Origin of the sequence: Robertmurraya kyonggiensis (genome assembly GCF_005116465.1) — a bacterium.
In the GTDB taxonomy this organism is placed as follows: Bacteria; Bacillota; Bacilli; order Bacillales; family Cytobacillaceae; genus Robertmurraya; species Robertmurraya kyonggiensis.
Genome location: NZ_SWBM01000001.1, coordinates 1,103,380 through 1,123,535, shown reverse-complemented (window position 1 = coordinate 1,123,535; position 20,156 = coordinate 1,103,380). Strand labels below are relative to the sequence as shown.

Genomic DNA, 20,156 nt, shown 5'->3' with positions numbered 1-20,156 from the left:
TCGTCCTTCCATAAAAATATGGTAGTTTGTTAGTGCGGAAGCTACTTGAGTGACAAGTCTAGTTCCATTTATGGAAATCTTGTCAGTCATTCTGTATTTAAGTGACAACTTTGTTTGAACTTCGGTTTATCTTGTCAATCATTATCGTTTTGATTGACAACTATACTAGAGTTTGGCCATATCTTGTCAGACAAACTAGCTTTGATTGACAACTTTTCGTTCACCTGACTACATCTTGGCAGACAAATTACATTTGATTGACAACTATACTAGAACTCAGTTACATCCTGTCAATCAAACAATTCATCCGATAAGATGTTCTATAAATCTTCTAAAACCAGCTTGACCCTTCTCATCAATTTTAAACACACCTGCATCCTCTAATGCACGGAGGAATTTCTTGCCAACTTCGCGCTTTACAAACTCATGAACATCTTCACCGGTTCCAGAAAAAGACTGCTTTAACTCCTCGGCCCAAGGTTCATGCATTGGTTCAATTGAGTTTGGCTCATCCAGAATATAGTGTTCAACCTCAAGTAACTCTGTCTCAAGTCTGGCTGGTAACACTGCCAACCCCATAACCTCGATCAATCCAATATTTTCTTTCTTGATATGATGAACATCTTCATGAGGATGAAAGATTCCTAGTGGATGCTCATCGTTTGTGCGATTATTTCGTAAGACGAGGTCCAGCTCGTATTGGCCATTACTTTTTCGCCCGATTGGCGTAATCGTATTATGTGGTGTGTCCTCAGAAAAAGCGAAAATACCTACGTCAGGGTCACTGTATTTTTTCCACGCCTGTAAAATCACATCTCCCGCTTCAACTAATTCACTTATATCTTTACTTCTCAAGCGAAGCACAGACATCGGCCATTTCACCTTTGAAAATTGTACTTCTGGAAAGCGAATCCATTCGAACTTATATTCATCCTCTGCTTTCGCCATTGCAAATTCATAGTTACCACCTTGGTAATGGTCATGACTCAAAATCGAGCCACCTACAATTGGTATATCCGCATTCGAACCGATAAAATAATGAGGAAACCGCTCTACAAAGCCTAATATTCTTGCGAAAGTGTCTCTACTAATCTTCATGTCGCAATGCTCTTCGCAAAGCAAAATGCAATGCTCATTATAGTACACATAGGGCGAATACTGCAGAAACCACTTTTCCTCTGCAACTTCAACGGGAATAATGCGGTGATTCGAACGAGCAGGATGACCGATTCGTCCGGCATAGCCTTCATTCTCCACGCAAAGTAAACATTGTGGGTACTTCGTTCCTTCTGATTTCGTAGCTCGTTCTAATGCAATTTGCTTCGGGTCTTTTTCTGGCTTCGAAAGATTAATCGTTATATCGAGTTCGCCGTATTCCGTCTCAACATTATATTCAATTTTCTTTTCGATTCGTTTCATTTGAATATAGTTGCTATTTTTACTTAATTCATAGAAATAACTTGTCGCAGCAACGGGATCATTTTTATAAAGCTCATAAAAACGTCCAGAAACAGTAGATGGCAATGGCATCATCGTATTCATAATCTTGCTTGCAAAAATCTCTTTTGCATCAAAATAATCATCACAATTGCCATTCGAAATCGCAAAGTATACTAGGTTCTCAACAAGTGTAGGAATATCTTTTTCAACGAAAGCCGAGTCAGTCGGCTCAAAACTCTCCAAACCTAGCAAGGAGAGGATTTGATTCCTTACGTAAATCAAGTCTCCTTGCTCGATTAATTGTACTCTGACGGCATGAAATGTTATCTGTTGTACGATGTCATGAACGTTCATACGATTCCCTCAGCTTTCATACCCATTTGGGTGGTTGACATGCCAGTTCCACGCATCCTTAATAATGTCTTGAATTGATGTAAGTTTCGGCTCCCAACCTAAGACTTCCTTTGCCTTAGTAGAAGAAGCAATTAACGTGCTTGGGTCCCCGGCTCTACGTTCACCGATTTTCACTGGAATTTCACGTTGTGTAACCTCTTTTGCCGTTTCTACGATTTCTTTTACAGAAAAACCACTATTGCTTCCTAGATTAAAAATGTTACTGTCCCCGCCGTTTTGGAGGTATTTTAAGGCAAGAATATGCGCATCAATTAAGTCTTCAACATGGATGTAGTCACGGATACAAGTGCCATCTTGCGTATCGTAATCTTCTCCAAAGATTGTAATGAATTCACGCGTTCCAATAGCTGCTTGTAAAACAACAGGAATGAGATGAGTTTCTGGATTATGGTCCTCACCAATTTCACCCGTTTTTCTAGCACCCGCCACGTTAAAGTAACGGAGTGACACGTACTTGATTCCGTGTGCAATTTCAGTCCACTTCATCATTTTTTCCATCGCCAGCTTCGTTTCCCCGTAAGTATTCGTCGGAACAGTTGGCATATCCTCGGTAATTGGCACTTGCTTAGGCTCTCCATACGTTGCTGCTGTAGATGAGAACACGATGTACTTCACATTGTTGGCTTTCATCGTTTCTAAAACGACTTGAGTTCCGAAAACATTGTTGTCGTAGTACTCGAGTGGCGTTTCCATTGATACTCCAACTAATGAATTAGCAGCAAAATGAATCACAGCGTCAATCGTTTCTTTTTCAAAAACGGATTGTAAAAAGGCACGGTCACGAATATCGCCTTTGTAAAACTTTGCTTTTGGGTGTATCGCTGCTTCGTGTCCTTGTTGCAAATTATCGACAACGACAACATCATTTCCTGCATCAATTAATTGATAGACTGCATGTGACCCAACATAACCTGCTCCACCTAAAACTAAAATACTCATGTTTAACACCTCTCCAATTGTTTTAGTTCTCGTGCTCCATCACCAATGCTTACATCATAAAAGGAAGCTTTGTATCCAATTGTTTCTTCATATATTTTATCGATTGCGCGGATTACCGTTTCAACTTTATTCTTTTCAACAAGCGCAATCGCACAACCACCAAATCCTGCGCCTGTCATTCGTGCACCTAGAACACCATCTTGTGCCCAAGCTGCTTCTGCTAGTGTATCCAACTCAATCCCCGTTACTTCATAATCATCTCGTAGTGAGCGATGGGATTCGTTTAAAAGTTGGCCAAACTCATTTAGATTGCCAGCTTTTAGCGCAGCTAGCGCTTGGATCGTTCGTTCATTTTCATACACTGCGTGTTTTGCACGCCTTAGTAAAATTTCATTCGCGATCAGATGCTTATGTTGTTCAAATGTTTCAGACGTTACTTGACCAAGCGCTTCAATATCAAGGGTCTGCTGTAGTAGCTTTAGTGCCTCTTCACATTCACTTCGTCTCTCATTATATTTTGAATCAGCAAGCTCACGACGTTTGTTCGTATTCATAATTAAAATGAGACGGTCCTGCAAATCAAGTGGTGCATATTCATATTTCAATGTCTCACAATCTAGGAAAATACCTGCATTCTCTTTCCCCATTCCAATCGCAAATTGGTCCATAATGCCACTGTTGACACCGATAAAATGATTTTCCACCTGCTGGCCAATTTTCACGAGCTCCACTCGGTCAATCGTTAATTCGAATAGGTTCTCAAACATCACTCCGGAAACCAGTTCAATTGAAGCTGATGACGAAAGTCCAGCACCATTTGGAATATTGCCGTAAAACAGAACGTCCACACCTGTAGGAATCGAAAAACCTTTTTCTATTAGATATCGAAGCATTCCCTTCGGATAGTTCGCCCAATCATGGTCCTTATTGTAGTCTAGGTTGTTAAGGTCGAATTCGATTACACCAAGCTCAGCAAAGTTCATCGAGTACATTCTGATTTTCGTATCCGGGCGCTTTCCTGCTATTGCATATGTTCCTTTGGTGATGGATGCTGGGAAAACGTGCCCGCCATTGTAGTCAGTATGTTCCCCGATTAGGTTGATTCTTCCTGGTGCAAAGAAGGACTTGTATTCGTTTACATTAAACAGTGTTTGAAATGTTTTGACGAGTTGATTGATTTCCATGCTGTGTACCCCCAATAAGTGATCGATTTAATTCTATTGTAGAACCTTAAGTAAAAGCAGTCAATGAATTTTAGTAAAACTTTAACTAAAATTAATAAAACGCTTAGGATTTTATAACCCTAAGCGTTTTTATGGAAACTCAATAATAATCTCCGGATTAGCTGTTTGTTATTCACAATGCAATCGCTTAACGAAATCACTGCAAAATATGAGTCTGGTTCTAGCTCAAGCAATATACACTCATCATAAATCAAAGAGATGTTTAATGATTTTTCAGGTTTAATCTTCTTTTCTAAAAGTAAATCCGCTAGTTCTGTATACATCTTATGTACTTTTTCATCAATTGCTTTTTCTACGGAAAAATGTCCAGCGAAACTGTCCCACCATACTCTAAAGGATAAGTAGAGTTCATTATATCGATTTAGAGTATATTCATCTTCAGCAAATAATCCGTGAAAAAATAAAGGTTTTTCTTTAGTGAAAATAATTTGATCATTATTTGGATTCTCTGAAATTCGTTTAGAGACTTCAAGCCAAATCTCTTTGTAGTTCCTCTCGAAGTCTTTATGAAATTCAATGTTTGTTGGAATGTAAGGAAATTTTAGGTTCTCATTACTTTTGTTGAGATATGCATTTTGGATATAAATCAAAAAATTCAAGGTATAAGACGGGTCTATTCGCATTTGTAATGTATTATTCATTCTAGCTCCCTGTGTAAATTCGCCTTTAAAGATTTTGTACTCGCGAATCATCTGGGTACATTTTTTTGAGATTTACCTTTACTTGTGATTCGATTTCTTTATAAGTAATCAAATTCTCTTTAAATAATTGAAGATACGCACTAACAGGATCGTCGATATTATTCCGGATAGCATCTACAAATGGAGATGTAGAGCTATTATCAGTAAATTTGGTTTTATTTTTCTCCTCGGACATTTCCATATACTTCAGAGAGTCATTCAAATCACTTAGAAGTGACAACTCAGCTAACAATTGCAGGTCAAATGATTCTAGAACTTCCATATTTGTTAATTGACTCACTGCATCCGTGAATTTATATTGTTTCACTAAAAAGTGTGACAAGCTAGTATTAGCAATGTAGTTATTGGGTTCTATGCGTAGAATTTCTTGATAAATATTTGTTGTCTCTTTATAAGCCCCATTAACTGCATATTCACTAGCTTTTTCTAATAAATCATTAATTTGTTCGCTTCTATCTAAAGAATTGCTTAGTAATTCTTCGCTACTAGTGCCAGTTAGGTCATCCAGCGCCTTATAAATATCACTATCTTTTAAAGCCAACAATACTTTAGGGACAATCTCTGGTCCAAATTGATGTACTAGCTCATTCACTGTGAAATAGCTTTGAAGATATGGATCAATATTTCCTTGCCTACCTTTTAAAAATAAGGTATTCGAATCTAGTTCTTTAAAATCAATTGTTTCTAATGAATCTTTATCTACAGATGTATTTTTTTTTGCTATCACTTCTGATATTCCCTCATTAAACCATTGAGGCAAGTCTTCTTCCAATATTCCATGCTCATCTATGTAACGGTTCGTTCTATAATGAGCATATTCATGAAAAAAGGTATCCTCTAATTCAAAGTCCCCAACTACTTCTTCGCTTTTCAAATGGATGGAGTCATTAATTGGCGTATAATACCCACCTAAAATTTCAGAATCCGAAGCAGCATTAAAATCTTCTAATTTCGCATAAACGACAATCGTTAATTCATCTGAATGACTTCCGTACAGTTTGTCTAACTCTTCTTTGGCGTCTGGATAGAGAGTTTTAATCGTTTCAACTGTAGCATAATCATCTTTTTCATATCTGATAGTCAATCCTTCGAATTCCTCGGTGAGAAAATCTTTGTCCAGTGGATTTGCGATCGTTTCATTCACGAGATTCTTAAATAAGGGTTTTACATCTTGAATCAATAACCGTGTCACAACAAATACGCTTACAATGAGTATTACAAATAGTATTTTCTTAAAAAATTTCAATCCATCGAACCTCTTTCGATTATTTTACTAATATATACTTCTTCAAAAATGACCAATATTCCTGCATTGAAGGGACCCATTTGCTGAATATTACCTTTTCTTCAATCTTGTTCCACAGAAAAGTTTACTAAAATGGCAACATATTCATGCCAAATAAAAAAGCATACCTTTCAGCAAAAAGCTGTTCGGTACGCTTCTATTCATTATCTTATTCAAAGTTCTTATGCGAACCATCACAGTTCGGAAACCTTTTTGAGTGACCACAAGTGCAATCGTTGATGCCCTTACCAGCGAGGATTTTCGGCACATATTTCTCAATCCTAGTGGTACGTGTTTTAGATTGTTTTGCTTGATTAAAATGGTAAATATAAGCGTTTCTTCGTCCAACCGTTAAAGCCTCAAACGCCGTTTTCAATTCTGGCATTTCTTCGAATTTATGCTCCAATTCTTCAGGGAAGTCGACATCTTCCTTCTCTTTCATTTCAACCTTCAAACCAGCTTTTTCAACTTCAATAGCTTGTTTTATATAGTCTTTAATAACAGCTTCCATCTCGATGATTTCTTCTAAACTAGTAAACCGAATTTGACGTGCCGACTGTACATTTTCCGTTTGTTGAATGAGAATTCCTTGAGGGTCCTTCAACAATGCACCTTTGTGAAAAAGCAGTGCACAGTATTCTTTGAACCCATGGATTAAGACAATATTTTTATTATCCAAGGTGTAACAAGGATGCATCCACTTAAAATCTTCTGTTAGGTCACAATGGCGAACAATCTGTCTGAGCTTTACAAATTCATCCTTCCACGTTGTCGCCTTACTTAAAAATTCTTCAACCTTCGGATTTGTTTTACTATTCGTCATTTAGTAATACTCCTCTTCCATTCTTCATTTATCGCCAAAAATTTGTATAATCGGCTTTATCTTCAATATTAAATGCAATCATTTTCTCAAGCAGTTCGTAATTCACCTGGTCTTTCCACTTAATTCGAAACATACCATTTGTAGCACTATAACCAGCTTGTGCAATATCCTCAGCAAACCGTATCATTGTAACTTCTTCAGGTGCAACGCTGATATGTTGTTTCGCTGTGGAAATCCCAAGAATAAATGTACCATGATCAGTAAACATCGGCGTGTTCCATTTGATTTCAGATTTCAAATTTGGGAATTTCTCTGATATCCAATTAAATATTTCTTCTAATCGCTCATGATGTGATGGGGTGTCAATCCCTGCTAAATAGTCTTCTAATGTTTCCATGTCATTACCTCCTGAAAAAAGATTCGGTAGATGGGAAAAATTTTTTTACACAATTAAGTAGGTTTTCTAAGGGTATATTTACTACATTTGCACTATAATTAGATAGTAAAAATACTATATTTACTAGGCTAGACATTCTCCACTACTTCTAATCGTCCATTTACAATTGCATTCTTTGTTAAGTAACTTTCCTTCGGAAAAATAAACGTCCAAGGCATACTAACTTGAACTGGAACTGTCAATTTGGCTAAATGAAATATGTGTTCTGCGACTTGCTCGCCCTCAATACTGTACCGTAATCGAATGTTCTGAAATGAGAACGGCATGCTCGTAAAATTGTGCACCAAAACCGTCACAAGGAAATCATGATTATGATTAAATGCTTCCTGTAGCGGAGAGAACACTATTTTAGAATTGTTAAGATGTTTTGTATCATTAAATATTTTTTCGATTTCTATTCGATCTTGAGCTGATAAGGCTTTGTCCCAAGACGGTTCGAATTGTAATTGCTGCATCACTAAAACCACCTTTAATAAGTTTAGTGTATCACAAGTTTGTCCAATGGCTAGAAAACATATCTTCTATATGGACAGGAACAAATGCAAAAAGGCATACCAATTTAATTGATATGCCTAAGTCAACTATTATAATTCCACTGTTTCTAGCTTGAAGCCTTCCAACAACACGTCTTCATCGATTTCAAGTAATAGACACTTTTTCCCGTTGAACATGATGTACTTGACCTTCTTCATTTCCTTCGGATTAATGGAAAGGTCTGCCACGTGCGTGTTGATTTTAATCTTTTTCGGAACAAGGTTTGTAGCTTTGAATTCACGAGTTTCGTCATCAATGATGTCTTTGAAGGCGAACTCTACTTTTTCCGTGTCCACATTTTCAACACCGCTTACCGTCAGGATTCGTTCGACGTCCTTGTAATCGAGTCTTGGCTCTTCAGGTTCATGGTTTTCTTCATGAACCTGAACGATTTTATCGATTTCTTCATACACATTCGAGATAATTTCCGTGTCCACTTCGTCACCAATTACTTTTTGTAAAATAATTTCGAATGTCGCCTTGTCTTCCTCTGCTGTAATGATCTCTTCACAATTTAAGACATCCTCAATAAAACGATAGTCCGGTTGATTCGATTTTGCAGCACTGTATAAAATATGATTCACATCCGCAGCATTTTCGCTGAAAGCTGGGAACATAAATCCTGCTAACGGTGCGGTTAAATTGATGATTGGATCAAGATTGGTATTAGGTTTGAATTCTCTCTCAATATAATCAAAAGTTAGCGATTTCTTTGGTTGATCCGTTTTATTTAGGCTACAGAAAACGAACTGGCTTGTATAAACTTCATCATCTCCGCCTTCTTCTGATTCAGGATCACGCTTTCTCGCTGGTTTCTGGTATTCTCCGCGAATGAAAGTAACAACTGTGTCAAATTCATAAACGGAAACCTTAAACATTTTCTCGACGATTTGTAGCATCGACTCTTTCCAGTCATCTAAGAATTCAAATTGTAGGCCATCATAAAGAATGGATTGCGTGCTGTTCTCGACGTCCGGAGTGAATTTCAGCTCAAATAATTTCGTATCAAGCTGACCAGTTAGTACCTTTTTAAAATTGGCTAAAAATAACTCCTGCGCCTCTTTTTCTAACATATCAAAATGTTGGCTAACGTGCGTGTAAATTTCGCCAGTTTCTTTTTTTACATAAACGTTGAAGATGTCACGAATTTGCATGTATTTGCTGTTAAGTTTAAATTGCTTTCGGATATTTACGATTGTCTCTTTATTCATTTTATCTCAACTCCCAGATCCGATTATACTTGTTTAAAATAATTTATGTAATACTTGATTATTCATTGAGTTTCATACCCATAGAAAAAAGAACTATCTTCCTAAGAAAATAGTTCTTTTGACATTATTGCTCTGCCAACACTTTTTCAAGTGCTTGAATCATTACATCAGTTGGTTGTGCACCAGTAAGAGCATATTTCTTATTTAGTAGGAAAAATGGGACTGCTCTAATTCCGTATTGTTGAGCTAATCGCTGATCCGCACGTACTTCATCGGTCATTGCATCGCTAGCCAGCATGTATGCAACTTCTTCACGATTTAAACCTACCTCTACTGCCAACTCTATTAACGTCTCATGTTCACCAATATGCTTAGACTCAGTAAAATAGGCGTGTAAAATACGCTCAGTCATTTCAGCCATTAAGCCTTTCGTTTTCGCAAACATTGTGAGACGATGGGCATCAAAGGTATTCGTTAAAATAAGCGTATCCATATGGTAATCGAGCCCGACTTCCTTCGCCAATTTTGTCATGTTTTGATTACTAGCTACTGCTTGCTCAATACTCATGCCATATTTTTTCGCTAAAAGTTCATGCATATTTTCCTTTATATCTGTTCCCATTGTTGGGTCCAATTGGAAGCAACGATACGTTACCTCGACTGGAGCATTTATCTGTTTAATAGCGTCATCCAGACGCTTTTTGCCAATATAGCAAAACGGTCAAGCAAAATCCGTCCACATTTCGATCTGTAGCATGTATGTACCCCCTATTCGTTATTCCTAAATAGTATACGGGGTGTTCTTGAATTTTACACGAAATGTGCTTGGACCATTAGAAGTGCCGAATTCATGCTGCCTCAAACTAGTTACCTATTCTTACTCAAATTCTCCTGCGCCATTTTCACAAGTTCCTTCACCATATTGCCTCCTAATCTGCCTCCTACTTTTCCAGCTTCAACTGATGTCAATCTACCGTTATAACCGTCCTCTAAAGGTACTCCCACTTCCTTGGCAGCTTCAAATTTGGCTTGGTCAGGATTGTTTGTACCAGCTACTTTTGCTTTCAGTTGGTCAAGTCCAGCTCTTGCTTCTGGAACTAGAATGCGATTTCGTCTTTTACGTGCCATCGTTGGCATCCCTCCTTATCCTTATTTTTTCTAAAATAACGAAATTCATGTTAGGATTTGAAATTAAAGAATCCTGAATTCTACTATATGTTTATTTCATACTTAAAATATGATACGATAACGAATATACGTTCTAGATTTAGATTGAAAGGATGTGCAATTCAATGGATTTCGCTGCAGTAATGCAAGAACTAGAATCTCTTGGCAAGGAAAGATTGAAGAAAATGTACATAGGCAATGGCGCAGAGGAGCCTTTATTCGGTGTAGCTACTGGTGCTATGAAGCCAATGAGGAAGATCATTAAGAAAGATCAAGCATTAGCTGAGGAACTGTACGCGACTGGAAACTACGATGCGATGTATTTTGCTGGGGTCATCGCCGACCCAAAGGCAATGACTGAAGAAGATTTTGATCGTTGGATGGATGGTGCTTACTTTTTTATGCTGTCTGACTATGTGGTAGCTGTTACCCTAGCAGAAGCTGATATTGCCCAACAGGTTGCGGATAAGTGGATTGCATCTGGTGAAGAACTACGAATGTCAGGTGGCTGGAGTTGCTACTGCTGGCTTCTTGGTAACCGAAAAGACTCTGAGTTTGATACAGACAAGCTTTCAAAGATGCTTGACCAAGTTAAAAATACGATTCATGATCAACCAGACAATGTTAAGTCTGCAATGAATAACTTCGTTTATACGGTAGCAATCTCGTACGTACCACTGCATGATAAGGCAATTGAAACTGCGAAAGCGATTGGCTCAGTCGAGATTAAAAAAGGTAAGAAAAAGCCGACTGTCTCAGTCGTTTTCGAAAGAATTCAAAAGGATCTCGACCGAGGAATTCTTGGTTTCAAACGTAAATATGTAAGATGCTAAATGAAAAGACCTTCCCATATCAGGAAGGTCTTTCTCTTATTAAAATGGCTTCAATTCAACCGTTTCTTTTGCTTCCAAACTGTCAATCATTTCAAGCCATTTCAAAGGCTTGTTAGATAATACCGTATAATATCTCTTTAAAAATTTCACTATCAATTCAGCGTCGATTTCCTTAACTTCTGGATCGATTGTTAAGAAAGATAAATCCAACCCTTCAACCGCTTCCCCATCATTGTTCCAAGAAGGATGCACATATGGGAAATCTAAACGACGATAGCCCAAATGAGACAAGACTTCGCGACGAACATAAGGGTCCATCGGTTTTACCCCTCCGAACTCATAGTGCTCAACACGATATGGGTCATAAATTTCTGCAAACATCCCAAATAGCTCTTTCCCATGTTCTTCAGCAAGAGCTTTCAAATCATCCGCTCTTTTATTCGCTAAAAATGGACCAATTCCAAGACCTGCTTGTCCAATAATCGTGAAATCTGTCATAGCGACATTGAAGTCCTTGTAATAACGATATTCAGTAGCACCAACAACCTTTCCTTCATGGACAGCTACAAATACACGGATTCCCGGGTCTTCTAACGGCTCCGCCCACAATTCGAATTCTAATACTTCCTCTGGCGGAAAAATATCCTTCATTAATTCATGCATCTGTACAAACAAAGGATCGATTATATTCGTAATTCTTATGTATTCCATTTTCATTCTACCTCCCACTCTGTTTAGATCATCATTATATAGGGTTAAGACTCAAAATACATAATTATATGTTTTTTCCCATGATCACCTGCTATACATCATGCCTTCACCTTATTCCTAACAGGATTCTTAAACGAAATATGAAATGTTGTTCCCTCGTTCAATTCACTACTAACCTGAATCGTCCCCTTATGGTTTTGAATGATCTTATAACTGACCATCAGACCTAATCCATTGCCATTTTGCTTTGTTGTAAAAAATGGCTCTCCAAGTTTTTGCACCTGCTCCGTTTCCATTCCAACTCCTTCATCCTTGATCGTAATGGAAATCATCGTATCGCTTTTTTCTACCACTACAGTAATCTTACCACCCGATGGCATGGCCTCAATCGAATTCTTAATCAGGTTTAGAAAGACTTGTTTTAGCTGATTTTTTTCACCAGAAATATAGACTTCCTCACTCGGAAATTCATATTCTATGTTCACATTTCGAAGTAAAGCTTCTGGTTCCAAAAATTTTATCACGCTTCTCAGAATACTAGTTAAATGACAATCACTAAATTGAATTTCATGTGGTTTTGCGAGGATCATAAATTCACTAACAATAAAATTTATCCGATCGATTTCATCTAATATCGTATCTCCATACTGCGAAGCAATTTGCTTTTCATTCATCAACTGGACAAATCCACGAATCGTCGTTAACGGATTTCTTATCTCATGAGCAATTCCGGCAGCCAATTCCCCGATCATCCCAAGCTTCTCCATTTTTCGTAACGTCTCTTCCGTATTTCGCTTTTCCGTGATGTCGTATTGAATAGAAATATGCTTATATCTTTTTCCATTCCCATCCACAAACGGAATGATCGTTGTATCAAGCCAATACTTTGTTCCGTCTTTCGCCTGATTGAGAATTTCCCCTTTCCACACCTCTCCGCTTTCTATTGTTTGCCATACGTTATGAAAGAATGAAGGAGGATGAAAACGAGAGGAAAACATTTCATGTTTTTCCCCTATTAATTCATCAATCGCATATTTATATAAATCACACAAATTTTCATTTGCATAGAGTATTCTGTCTTCATGGTCAGTAATGGCGAAAATGGTCGCTTCGTTTAATGCTCTTTCAAAGTCTGCAAGCTCACGGAGTGTCATTTTTAAATTCTCGTTTGACTCTGCTAACGCGTCTTTAATAAATGACATTTCATCATTATACATTTCTAATAATTTCCTCGTAATGATCTGGTACACCGTTTCGATGATTTTCATCACATGGTGATAGCAACGAACCGAAATGGGTTCATTTTGTAATTCTGCTTCAAATAGATTGAGAATGGAAAAACGAGTAAGATAAACAAAATCAATCAATTGATCCAGAGGAACTCTAGAATGAATTAATTTTGGTCCAAACCCTTCTACAAAACGAATGAGATCATTTTTACGAATGTCGTCTTGATAAATGAGAAAGTCACCGATATGAATGAATAATTGTTCCAATGCTTCTTCTGAGATGTCTAATTCCTTACAACAGCCGTTGTCGATAACATTGTCGTGTTCAAGGATTCGCATTACTTCATGGTTCAGTCCCTTAATCCTCGCAGCAATAAACTCAATCTGTTTGTCCATCCAATCCCTCATTTAAGTATTTTTACCTATATATTTTGACATATTTCCCTAAATTCCTTTTTTTCTAAAAATTATTCGTGGGACAATTTCTGACAAAATATTAATAAAGACCACGACAAATAGTCGCGGTCATCGTTTAATTCATAGCAGCTTTCAGCAAATGCTTCGCCCGAAAGAGTCTAGTTTTCACTGTCGAAATATTGATATCTAAATGTTGCTGAATTTCCTTCATTTTCAAATCTTTAACACATGACAAATATAGCACTTCCTGATAGATAACTGGGAGACTTTCAATTTGTTCATAAACCTCATTACAGCTTTGTTTACCCAGCATTTCTGATTCTGGTGTGACTTGATTAGCTAAAAAGAATTCACAAGTTGGCGTTACTCTTTGATGATAGCTTCCTCTCAAATAATCCTTACATTGATTCTTCGTAATCGTATACAGCCATGCTCTTACGGAACGAAGTCCTTCTAATTGTTCTTGGTGTAGGTAGCATTTTAACATCACCTCTTGAACAATATCTTCTGCAAGATATGGGTCCATCGTAAAACTCCACGCAAGCTTTTTGAGCTCTGGACTGTACATTTGGACAATGGTATCAAACTGTGTTTCCTGTATATTATCTATCATTTTAACCACCAAAACCTATCATGATATAGGAATAAGGTGCACACACGACTCTTATTCCCTGTTCTTCTTACTCTATATAATGGATGTAGAGCGCTTCTGTTTTATTCGGATTGTTGCTCACTTTTATTTTTCCTTCATATAAGGATTTACCTGTCCTTAAATCCCCGATATATAATTCATGTCCATCATCTGTTAAATAAGAGGCATAAATCTTCCCATTCATTAAAGTTGTGTAAATAGATTCATAGCCATTTTTATACTTTGGTAAGTCGATAATACTCTTTTCGCCCCATTTGTCCGTTTCGATATCATATTGAATTACTTCGATTCCTTTTTCCATAGGTGTAGAAATATATAATTTGGAATCCACTATGGTAGACCAATAGATAGAATTAAATAGTTCATCCCGAACATCTATCTTTTTCAACTGATTCGTTTCTATGTTGTACACTTGTACTTCGTGTCCAGTTGCTTCTTGTACATAATTCCCGTCTTTTTCGATATCCTTTAGGATTTCTGTTGTAAACAAAATATACTTTTCTTGTTCAATAGAAGAAGAATTGCTGATTATACTTAATTCCGTCCAGCTATTATCCTTCGTAATTGTAGATATTAGCTTTTCGGTGCCAAGGAGTTTTTCTTTTTCAATATCGAATGTGTATACATTTACTTCCTCACCACCGATTACTAGACTAGACCGTGTAATGAGTTTGAGTTGACCATCAACTACCCCAACATCAATAACATCATACCAACCATAAGTTTCCGTATCAGATAAATCTAATGGTATGCTTTTTACTTCGTTTGATTTTTTGTCTAAAACATCAATATCAAACGAAAAATCGATAGAGTTATATTTATAATCTCTTTTTACACCAGCATAGACGACAAGACTTTCATTTTCGAAAAAGTAGTTTGGAGATAAATCCTTTCCGCGCATAAAACTCCGATGTTCTTCGATCAATTTATCTATAACAGGAACGGTATAAGATGTTGTAAACTCTTCAATTAAAGAAAGACCACTCAATATTCTCGTTTCGCCATCTGCTTCATGTACAAAAGACTGTGTTAGATTTCCTGACCCATAGTCCCCATGAATGGACAAACCTTTTAGCTCTTCCTCATTACCGCTTCTTTTTTCAAGTTTTAATTGAACTGTGTTTTTCGCTGCAAGACTTGCTTGTATATAGAAGCTCCCAATCACGACTAGCGTAATTATTGAAAGTAATAATATTTTCCAATATCGTTTCATCTCTATTCCTCCATTACACCCTAACTTTATTCTTTATTAGCAAATTCCCTATCCAAATGGCTCCAGCTAACACAATGACGCATGCAGCAATTTCAAGAAATAATAACTCCATTGGATAAAAATAGTTTTCTAGAAGTGAAGCTTGTAGTAACAATGGTGCAAGAAAGATTAGTATAGATACGGCACAGTAAACAATTCCATAGAAAATACCTTTTATTCGATAAGAGCGTTCGAACAGTATGGCTGTAAAAACCATCGTAACTGCTGTCATTCCAGCTCCGTAGAAGAGAATAAATTCGAGAATATTTTTCGGGAACAATAGATTTAAATAATATTGATTGGCGATTTCCAGAACGGAGAGGTCTATACGGTACACATCCTCAACCATCCATTTAAAAATCTGATTCTCTATAGGGAGCAATACTAATTGTAAGGCGATTAGACCTAAAACGAATAGTAGAATCGTTGTTGCTTTTGCAAGGTAAATATTCAGTCGTGCGGTAGGTAACATAAACAAACGATAACTAAACGTGTTTTTACCTACCCAATCTCGATACCAAATAAAGAAAACATAAATGACTAACGTAATCGCACACAATGCAATTGGTCCCATAATCCATGGAGACATTGAAATGTCTATGAAGGACATTGGTCCATATTGGATTACATATTCACTTTTTGTCAGCATAGACTCTTTGATCGCTTCATTCGCCCCGTTTAAATAAGATTTTGATTTAACAACCACTCCACTCAGCTGCACAACAATCGTAAAGGCAATTAGAACAAAATATAGTTTAATAAATCGATTAAACTCGAAATTGACAAGTTTCATATAACGGTTCATGCCTGGTACACCTCTCTCATCACATCAATCACAGACTTGCCTTCATTTTCTCGGACTTCTTCTGTATCGAATTCTTTTAAAATCACGCCATTATCAAGTAACACAGCTTTGTCGATTAAATGTTCAATATCATTGATTTCATGTGTCGTAATGATAACCCCACGGTCCTCAATCAAATGACTCGTAAACACATCGGCAATTTGCTCGCGGCTAAAGATGTCAATCCCTGAGAAAGGCTCGTCCATTAAGACATAGTCCACATCCAATGCTAGTCCAAGAATGAGATTCACTTTTGCTGTATTCCCTTTCGATAGCTCAGAAATTCGGTCATCTTCGTTCAATCTGAAGAACTTCAAAAGTTCACTAGCGCGTTCTGAATTCCAGCTGTCATAAAAATCAACCATGAACGTAAATGCCTCACGAATTTTCATATTCGGTAACATCGTAATCGTATCTGGGATAAATGTGATTTTTTCATATGTAGCTGGATGGATTTTTTCACCATTAATAAGAATTTCACCACTCTCATAAGGTGTTAGTCCCATAATTGCTTTTAGTATCGTTGTTTTTCCGACTCCATTTATTCCAATTAAACAAGTAATCTTCCCTTTTTCAGCGGTAAAAGAAACGTCTTTTAACACTTTCTTTCGGCCAAATTTCTTGGCAACGTTTTTTACTTCAATCACTGCGAATCCCCCTTTTTGTGATAATTTTGCTCTACTAAATGCAACACTTCATTTAGAGGAACATTAATAGTTCGGATCGAATCAACAAACGCACCGACTGCTTCTAAAATCAGTTCTTCGCGCACCTGTTGGAATACTTTTTCATCATTAGTAATACGACTTGGCAAATTCCCCTCTGTAAAAATCAAGCCTTGTTCCTCCATTTCTTTATACGCCCGTTGAGCCGTATTCGGATTAATCTTCAGCTGATTTGCTAGTTCCCTTCTAGATGGAATCTCTTGACCTGGTTCGAATATTCCTGTTGCAATCTGTTCCTTAAAATGTCGAATGACTTGCACATAGACAGGGTCCCGGTTATTAAATTTCACATTCATCGGTCCAACTCCTAAAAAGCATAATTTCTGTATCAAGTAGATAATACACCTAGTATAAAATGATATGTATTAAACAGTTAATACACCTAATGCATAAAATAACGTGTATCACACACTTAATACACCGTGTACAAAAATATGTATTAAACACATAATACACCTTCTGACTGTATTATATATTTAATACACAGGAAGTGTCAACCAAACTTTTCACAAAGGATTCAAAGTACAAAAATGAAGCACTCCTTTAAATTGGAGTGCAAGCTTCTTTATATGTTTAATGAATATCATTCTTTCTGAAATTTCCGCCCTTCACTTCTGCTACATCATATACGGTAACAAAACATTTTGGGTCAATCTCATTGATAATTTCCTTCAATTTCGTTTCTTCTAGTCGATTGATGACACATGTAATCTCTACAAATTTCTCGTGGGTAAAACCGCCATATGCTTGCTTATATGTTGCACTTCGGCCTAAACGATCGCGAATTGTCTCTACCATTAATTCAGGTTGAGTTGTGATAATTTGAAACATCTTCGAACCACTTAAACCTTCTTCAACAATATGTATAACTTTGGAAGCAATAAAGTAAGCAATGGCCGAAAGTATAGCCCCTTGAAGACCGAAAACACTTGAAACAACAATAAACACAAATACGTTTAGGAAAAGAATGAAGTCACTTGTCCCAAAAGGTAATTTTCGAGAAAGTAACACGGCAAGCATATCAATTCCATCTAATGCACCGCCATTTCGCAAGGCTATCCCCATTCCAATACCAAGGATAATACCACCCACAACGGTAACTAACAATGTATCCCCTTCAATAATGGCTGGGGTATGATGCATCACACTTGTTCCAACTGCTAATGAAGCTATCCCAATAATCGAAAACATGGCGAAACTTTTTCCGATTTGTTTATATCCTAACCAGATAAATGGTAAGTTAAGAACTGCGATTAGAACGCCTAATGGCACACCAAATAATTGTGATCCCACGATACTGAGACCAGTCACGCCTCCATCAGATACACTATTTGGGATTAAAACAGTTTCTAGTCCATATGCTGTAATGAATCCTCCGAGGATGACTAGTATTCCTCTCAAAATCAATTTTAGTTTTATAGGCTTCTGTTTTTTTATGTTTCTCATCAAATACCTCTCTTCAAATCATCTGTAGTATTAAATTTTACCATAATAACAAGAAATAATTATTGAGCAAGTAATTTTAAAATAATAATATATAAGAGAATTATTTCAAATGAAGATACAAAAACACATCAAAAAAAGCCAGCCTCCTGTTTTTACTATAATCAGCCATTTCAAACTAGTTTTATAGGTAAACCATTATCCTTCAGTAAGATGAGAAACTATATTGAAGTCCACTACGTTCCATGTTTCATCAGCATGTTCGATATGATTCAAACAAGCATTTCTTAGTCTTGTTATACTAGAGCCGATTTCTTCATTAGATATTTCTGCCAATATTGCATTAATCACAGCTCCATGTGCAACGACAATAACTCTCTTTCCTTCCCATTTCTGCTTAATTTGTTTCAAACCACTCATAATCCTTTTTGTCAGTGATGTCCTTTCTTCTTGGTTTGGATATTTCTTATCTGGGAAGGTCTTCATTCTTTCTTCAGCCGTCATTCCTTCAGCGTCCCCATAGTCCCTTTCAATGAATTCTGCCATTTCAAACGTGGGCTTATCTATAAAACTACTTATAATTTCAGCAGTTTGCTTCGCTCTAGTTAATGGACTCGTCACAATTACATCCCATGTATCAGACTTTAAAAACACACCACATTCTTTTGCCTGTTTGATTCCCTTTTGATTTAAAGGAATATCCGTTTTCCCTTGTATCATCCCTAATGCATTCCAATCCGTTTCACCATGGCGAACTAAGCAAATTGTTGTCATAGCTGTTATCACTCCTTAGTACAAAACAAATAGAATATATTCAACAAAACGTCTGCAATATCCTTCCCTTGCCACTCTCCACTTCAACTTCTGCAAAGGCTCCATTAACTAACGTAATTTGAGGGGGTACATGTCCGCAATCAATATCATAGATGATTGAGATTTTAAGCTCTTCTGCTAGATCCTGATAGACATCTTCCACCGTATAATTATCGACTGGCATATTCGCTGGACTACGCCCAAACATGATTCCACTACAATTTTCAAACCAACCTGCCAATTTCATTTGAACGAGGGACCTGCGCAAGTCTGTCGTGGATAACTCACAATTTTCGAGATACCAAATAATAGGTTCACCTTCTATGAACTTCTCTGAAAATGTTCGTACATCTCCATAAGGTGTACCAACTAGATGACGAATCACATCAACACAGCCACCAAGTAATCGGCCCTGTATTTGAACTTTATTTCCATCTACTGTTTTCCAATTTGTTTCTTCAGTCAAATGAAAAACACAAGGTGATGGAGTATCATGCTGCCATTCCTTTTGATACTTATCTGATGAGTGTTGGACAATAGACTCGTTCTTTTTAGTAGATAAAACGGACTTCCACATGGTTGTGGTTTCATCAGAATACTCTCCTCTCAAGTCGGCTAAGTTCGTACCATGCGCAGTAGCAATACCTGTTTTTAATGTAATTGCTAACATGAGCAAACTCGTATCGGAATAGCCTAGTATCCACTTATTCTGTATATGATCAAAATCTAGGTATTCTAAAATCTCAATAAGAAGTTCTCCACCCCAAGGCGGAATAATCAAATCGATATTTTCATCTGCCATCATTTGATTCAGTTCTGCCGCTCGTACTTTTGCAGGAGCCGACTTTGCTTTCTTCTGCGTCCACACTGTTTCTCCACAAATCACGTTGAATCCTTGTTCTTGTAATCGATTGATTGCCTCATTTACAATTCCATGTAACTGACTCTGGACACCTGATGACGGAGCAGTTACTCCAATCGTTGCATCTTTTTCGAAAATTGGGTATCTAATCATAATATTA

22 protein-coding genes are annotated in these 20,156 nt (G+C 37.1%); 1 reads left to right on the top strand and 21 read right to left on the bottom strand.

The window, feature by feature from the left end:
* Positions 1-303: 303 nt before the first annotated feature.
* The 11 genes from galT to FA727_RS05700 all read right to left on the bottom strand — a co-directional run bounded on the left by galT (position 304) and on the right by FA727_RS05700 (position 10,176).
* Complete coding sequence (galT, locus tag FA727_RS05750) at positions 304-1,794, bottom strand: UDP-glucose--hexose-1-phosphate uridylyltransferase (RefSeq protein ID WP_136829825.1); 1,491 nt, start codon at positions 1,792-1,794, stop codon at positions 304-306.
* 9 nt (positions 1,795-1,803) lie between these two features.
* Positions 1,804-2,793 carry a UDP-glucose 4-epimerase GalE gene (galE, locus tag FA727_RS05745; protein WP_136829823.1) on the bottom strand — a complete coding sequence of 330 codons (990 nt, stop codon included), beginning with the start codon at positions 2,791-2,793 and terminating at the stop codon, positions 1,804-1,806.
* Between the two features lie 2 nt (positions 2,794-2,795).
* The gene (locus FA727_RS05740) at positions 2,796-3,977 is read right to left on the bottom strand and encodes a galactokinase (RefSeq protein ID WP_136829821.1); all 1,182 of its coding nucleotides are present in this window, start codon (positions 3,975-3,977) and stop codon (positions 2,796-2,798) included.
* A gap of 119 nt (positions 3,978-4,096) precedes the next feature.
* Complete coding sequence (locus FA727_RS05735) at positions 4,097-4,678, bottom strand: hypothetical protein (protein ID WP_136829819.1); 582 nt, start codon at positions 4,676-4,678, stop codon at positions 4,097-4,099.
* A 25-nt stretch (positions 4,679-4,703) separates the two neighbouring features.
* Positions 4,704-5,984, bottom strand: a complete 1,281-nt coding sequence (locus FA727_RS05730; RefSeq protein WP_136829817.1) for a hypothetical protein — start codon at positions 5,982-5,984, stop codon at positions 4,704-4,706.
* A 208-nt stretch (positions 5,985-6,192) separates the two neighbouring features.
* Complete coding sequence (locus FA727_RS05725) at positions 6,193-6,846, bottom strand: DUF1801 domain-containing protein (protein WP_136829815.1); 654 nt, start codon at positions 6,844-6,846, stop codon at positions 6,193-6,195.
* 28 nt (positions 6,847-6,874) lie between these two features.
* The gene (locus FA727_RS05720; RefSeq protein WP_136829813.1) at positions 6,875-7,243 is read right to left on the bottom strand and encodes an iron chaperone; all 369 of its coding nucleotides are present in this window, start codon (positions 7,241-7,243) and stop codon (positions 6,875-6,877) included.
* A gap of 128 nt (positions 7,244-7,371) precedes the next feature.
* Complete coding sequence (locus tag FA727_RS05715; protein WP_136829811.1) at positions 7,372-7,758, bottom strand: SLAP domain-containing protein; 387 nt, start codon at positions 7,756-7,758, stop codon at positions 7,372-7,374.
* A gap of 129 nt (positions 7,759-7,887) precedes the next feature.
* Positions 7,888-9,048, bottom strand: a complete 1,161-nt coding sequence (locus FA727_RS05710; RefSeq protein ID WP_136829809.1) for a DUF4317 domain-containing protein — start codon at positions 9,046-9,048, stop codon at positions 7,888-7,890.
* 124 nt (positions 9,049-9,172) lie between these two features.
* A complete protein-coding gene (locus tag FA727_RS05705; RefSeq protein WP_136829808.1) occupies positions 9,173-9,757 on the bottom strand; it encodes a DsbA family oxidoreductase in 585 nt (194 codons plus the stop codon).
* Between the two features lie 158 nt (positions 9,758-9,915).
* Positions 9,916-10,176 (bottom strand): alpha/beta-type small acid-soluble spore protein, encoded by a 261-nt coding sequence (locus tag FA727_RS05700; protein ID WP_136829806.1) that lies wholly within the window; start codon positions 10,174-10,176, stop codon positions 9,916-9,918.
* A gap of 164 nt (positions 10,177-10,340) precedes the next feature.
* Here FA727_RS05700 and FA727_RS05695 point away from each other — a divergent pair, with 164 nt between their 5' ends.
* Entirely contained in the window at positions 10,341-11,048 is a 708-nt protein-coding gene (locus FA727_RS05695) for a DNA alkylation repair protein (protein ID WP_136829804.1), read from the top strand.
* 39 nt (positions 11,049-11,087) lie between these two features.
* Here the strand turns inward: FA727_RS05695 and FA727_RS05690 are convergent, their stop codons facing one another.
* The 10 genes from FA727_RS05690 to FA727_RS05645 form a co-directional block, all read right to left on the bottom strand.
* Positions 11,088-11,759, bottom strand: a complete 672-nt coding sequence (locus FA727_RS05690) for a GNAT family N-acetyltransferase (RefSeq protein WP_136829802.1) — start codon at positions 11,757-11,759, stop codon at positions 11,088-11,090.
* Positions 11,760-11,857: 98 nt separating this feature from the next.
* Positions 11,858-13,384, bottom strand: coding sequence for an ATP-binding protein (locus FA727_RS05685; protein ID WP_136829800.1), 1,527 nt, complete (start codon positions 13,382-13,384; stop codon positions 11,858-11,860).
* Positions 13,385-13,520: 136 nt separating this feature from the next.
* On the bottom strand, positions 13,521-14,018 hold the full coding sequence (locus tag FA727_RS05680) for an RNA polymerase sigma factor (protein ID WP_136829798.1): 498 nt from the start codon (positions 14,016-14,018) through the stop codon (positions 13,521-13,523).
* A 67-nt stretch (positions 14,019-14,085) separates the two neighbouring features.
* Positions 14,086-15,270 (bottom strand): hypothetical protein, encoded by a 1,185-nt coding sequence (locus FA727_RS05675; RefSeq protein WP_136829796.1) that lies wholly within the window; start codon positions 15,268-15,270, stop codon positions 14,086-14,088.
* Positions 15,271-15,283: 13 nt separating this feature from the next.
* The gene (locus tag FA727_RS05670) at positions 15,284-16,114 is read right to left on the bottom strand and encodes a hypothetical protein (RefSeq protein WP_136829794.1); all 831 of its coding nucleotides are present in this window, start codon (positions 16,112-16,114) and stop codon (positions 15,284-15,286) included.
* The gene (locus FA727_RS05665; RefSeq protein WP_136829792.1) at positions 16,111-16,800 is read right to left on the bottom strand and encodes an ABC transporter ATP-binding protein; all 690 of its coding nucleotides are present in this window, start codon (positions 16,798-16,800) and stop codon (positions 16,111-16,113) included. The genes FA727_RS05670 and FA727_RS05665 overlap by 4 nt, the downstream gene beginning before the upstream one ends.
* Complete coding sequence (locus FA727_RS05660) at positions 16,797-17,174, bottom strand: GntR family transcriptional regulator (protein ID WP_136829790.1); 378 nt, start codon at positions 17,172-17,174, stop codon at positions 16,797-16,799. The genes FA727_RS05665 and FA727_RS05660 overlap by 4 nt, the downstream gene beginning before the upstream one ends.
* A 277-nt stretch (positions 17,175-17,451) precedes the next feature.
* A complete protein-coding gene (locus FA727_RS05655) occupies positions 17,452-18,324 on the bottom strand; it encodes a YitT family protein (protein WP_136829788.1) in 873 nt (290 codons plus the stop codon).
* A 195-nt stretch (positions 18,325-18,519) separates the two neighbouring features.
* Entirely contained in the window at positions 18,520-19,095 is a 576-nt protein-coding gene (locus tag FA727_RS05650; protein WP_136829786.1) for a histidine phosphatase family protein, read from the bottom strand.
* Positions 19,096-19,135: 40 nt separating this feature from the next.
* Positions 19,136-20,149: a S66 family peptidase gene (locus FA727_RS05645; protein ID WP_136829784.1), complete on the bottom strand. Its 1,014-nt coding sequence runs from the start codon at positions 20,147-20,149 to the stop codon at positions 19,136-19,138.
* Positions 20,150-20,156: the final 7 nt, after the last annotated feature.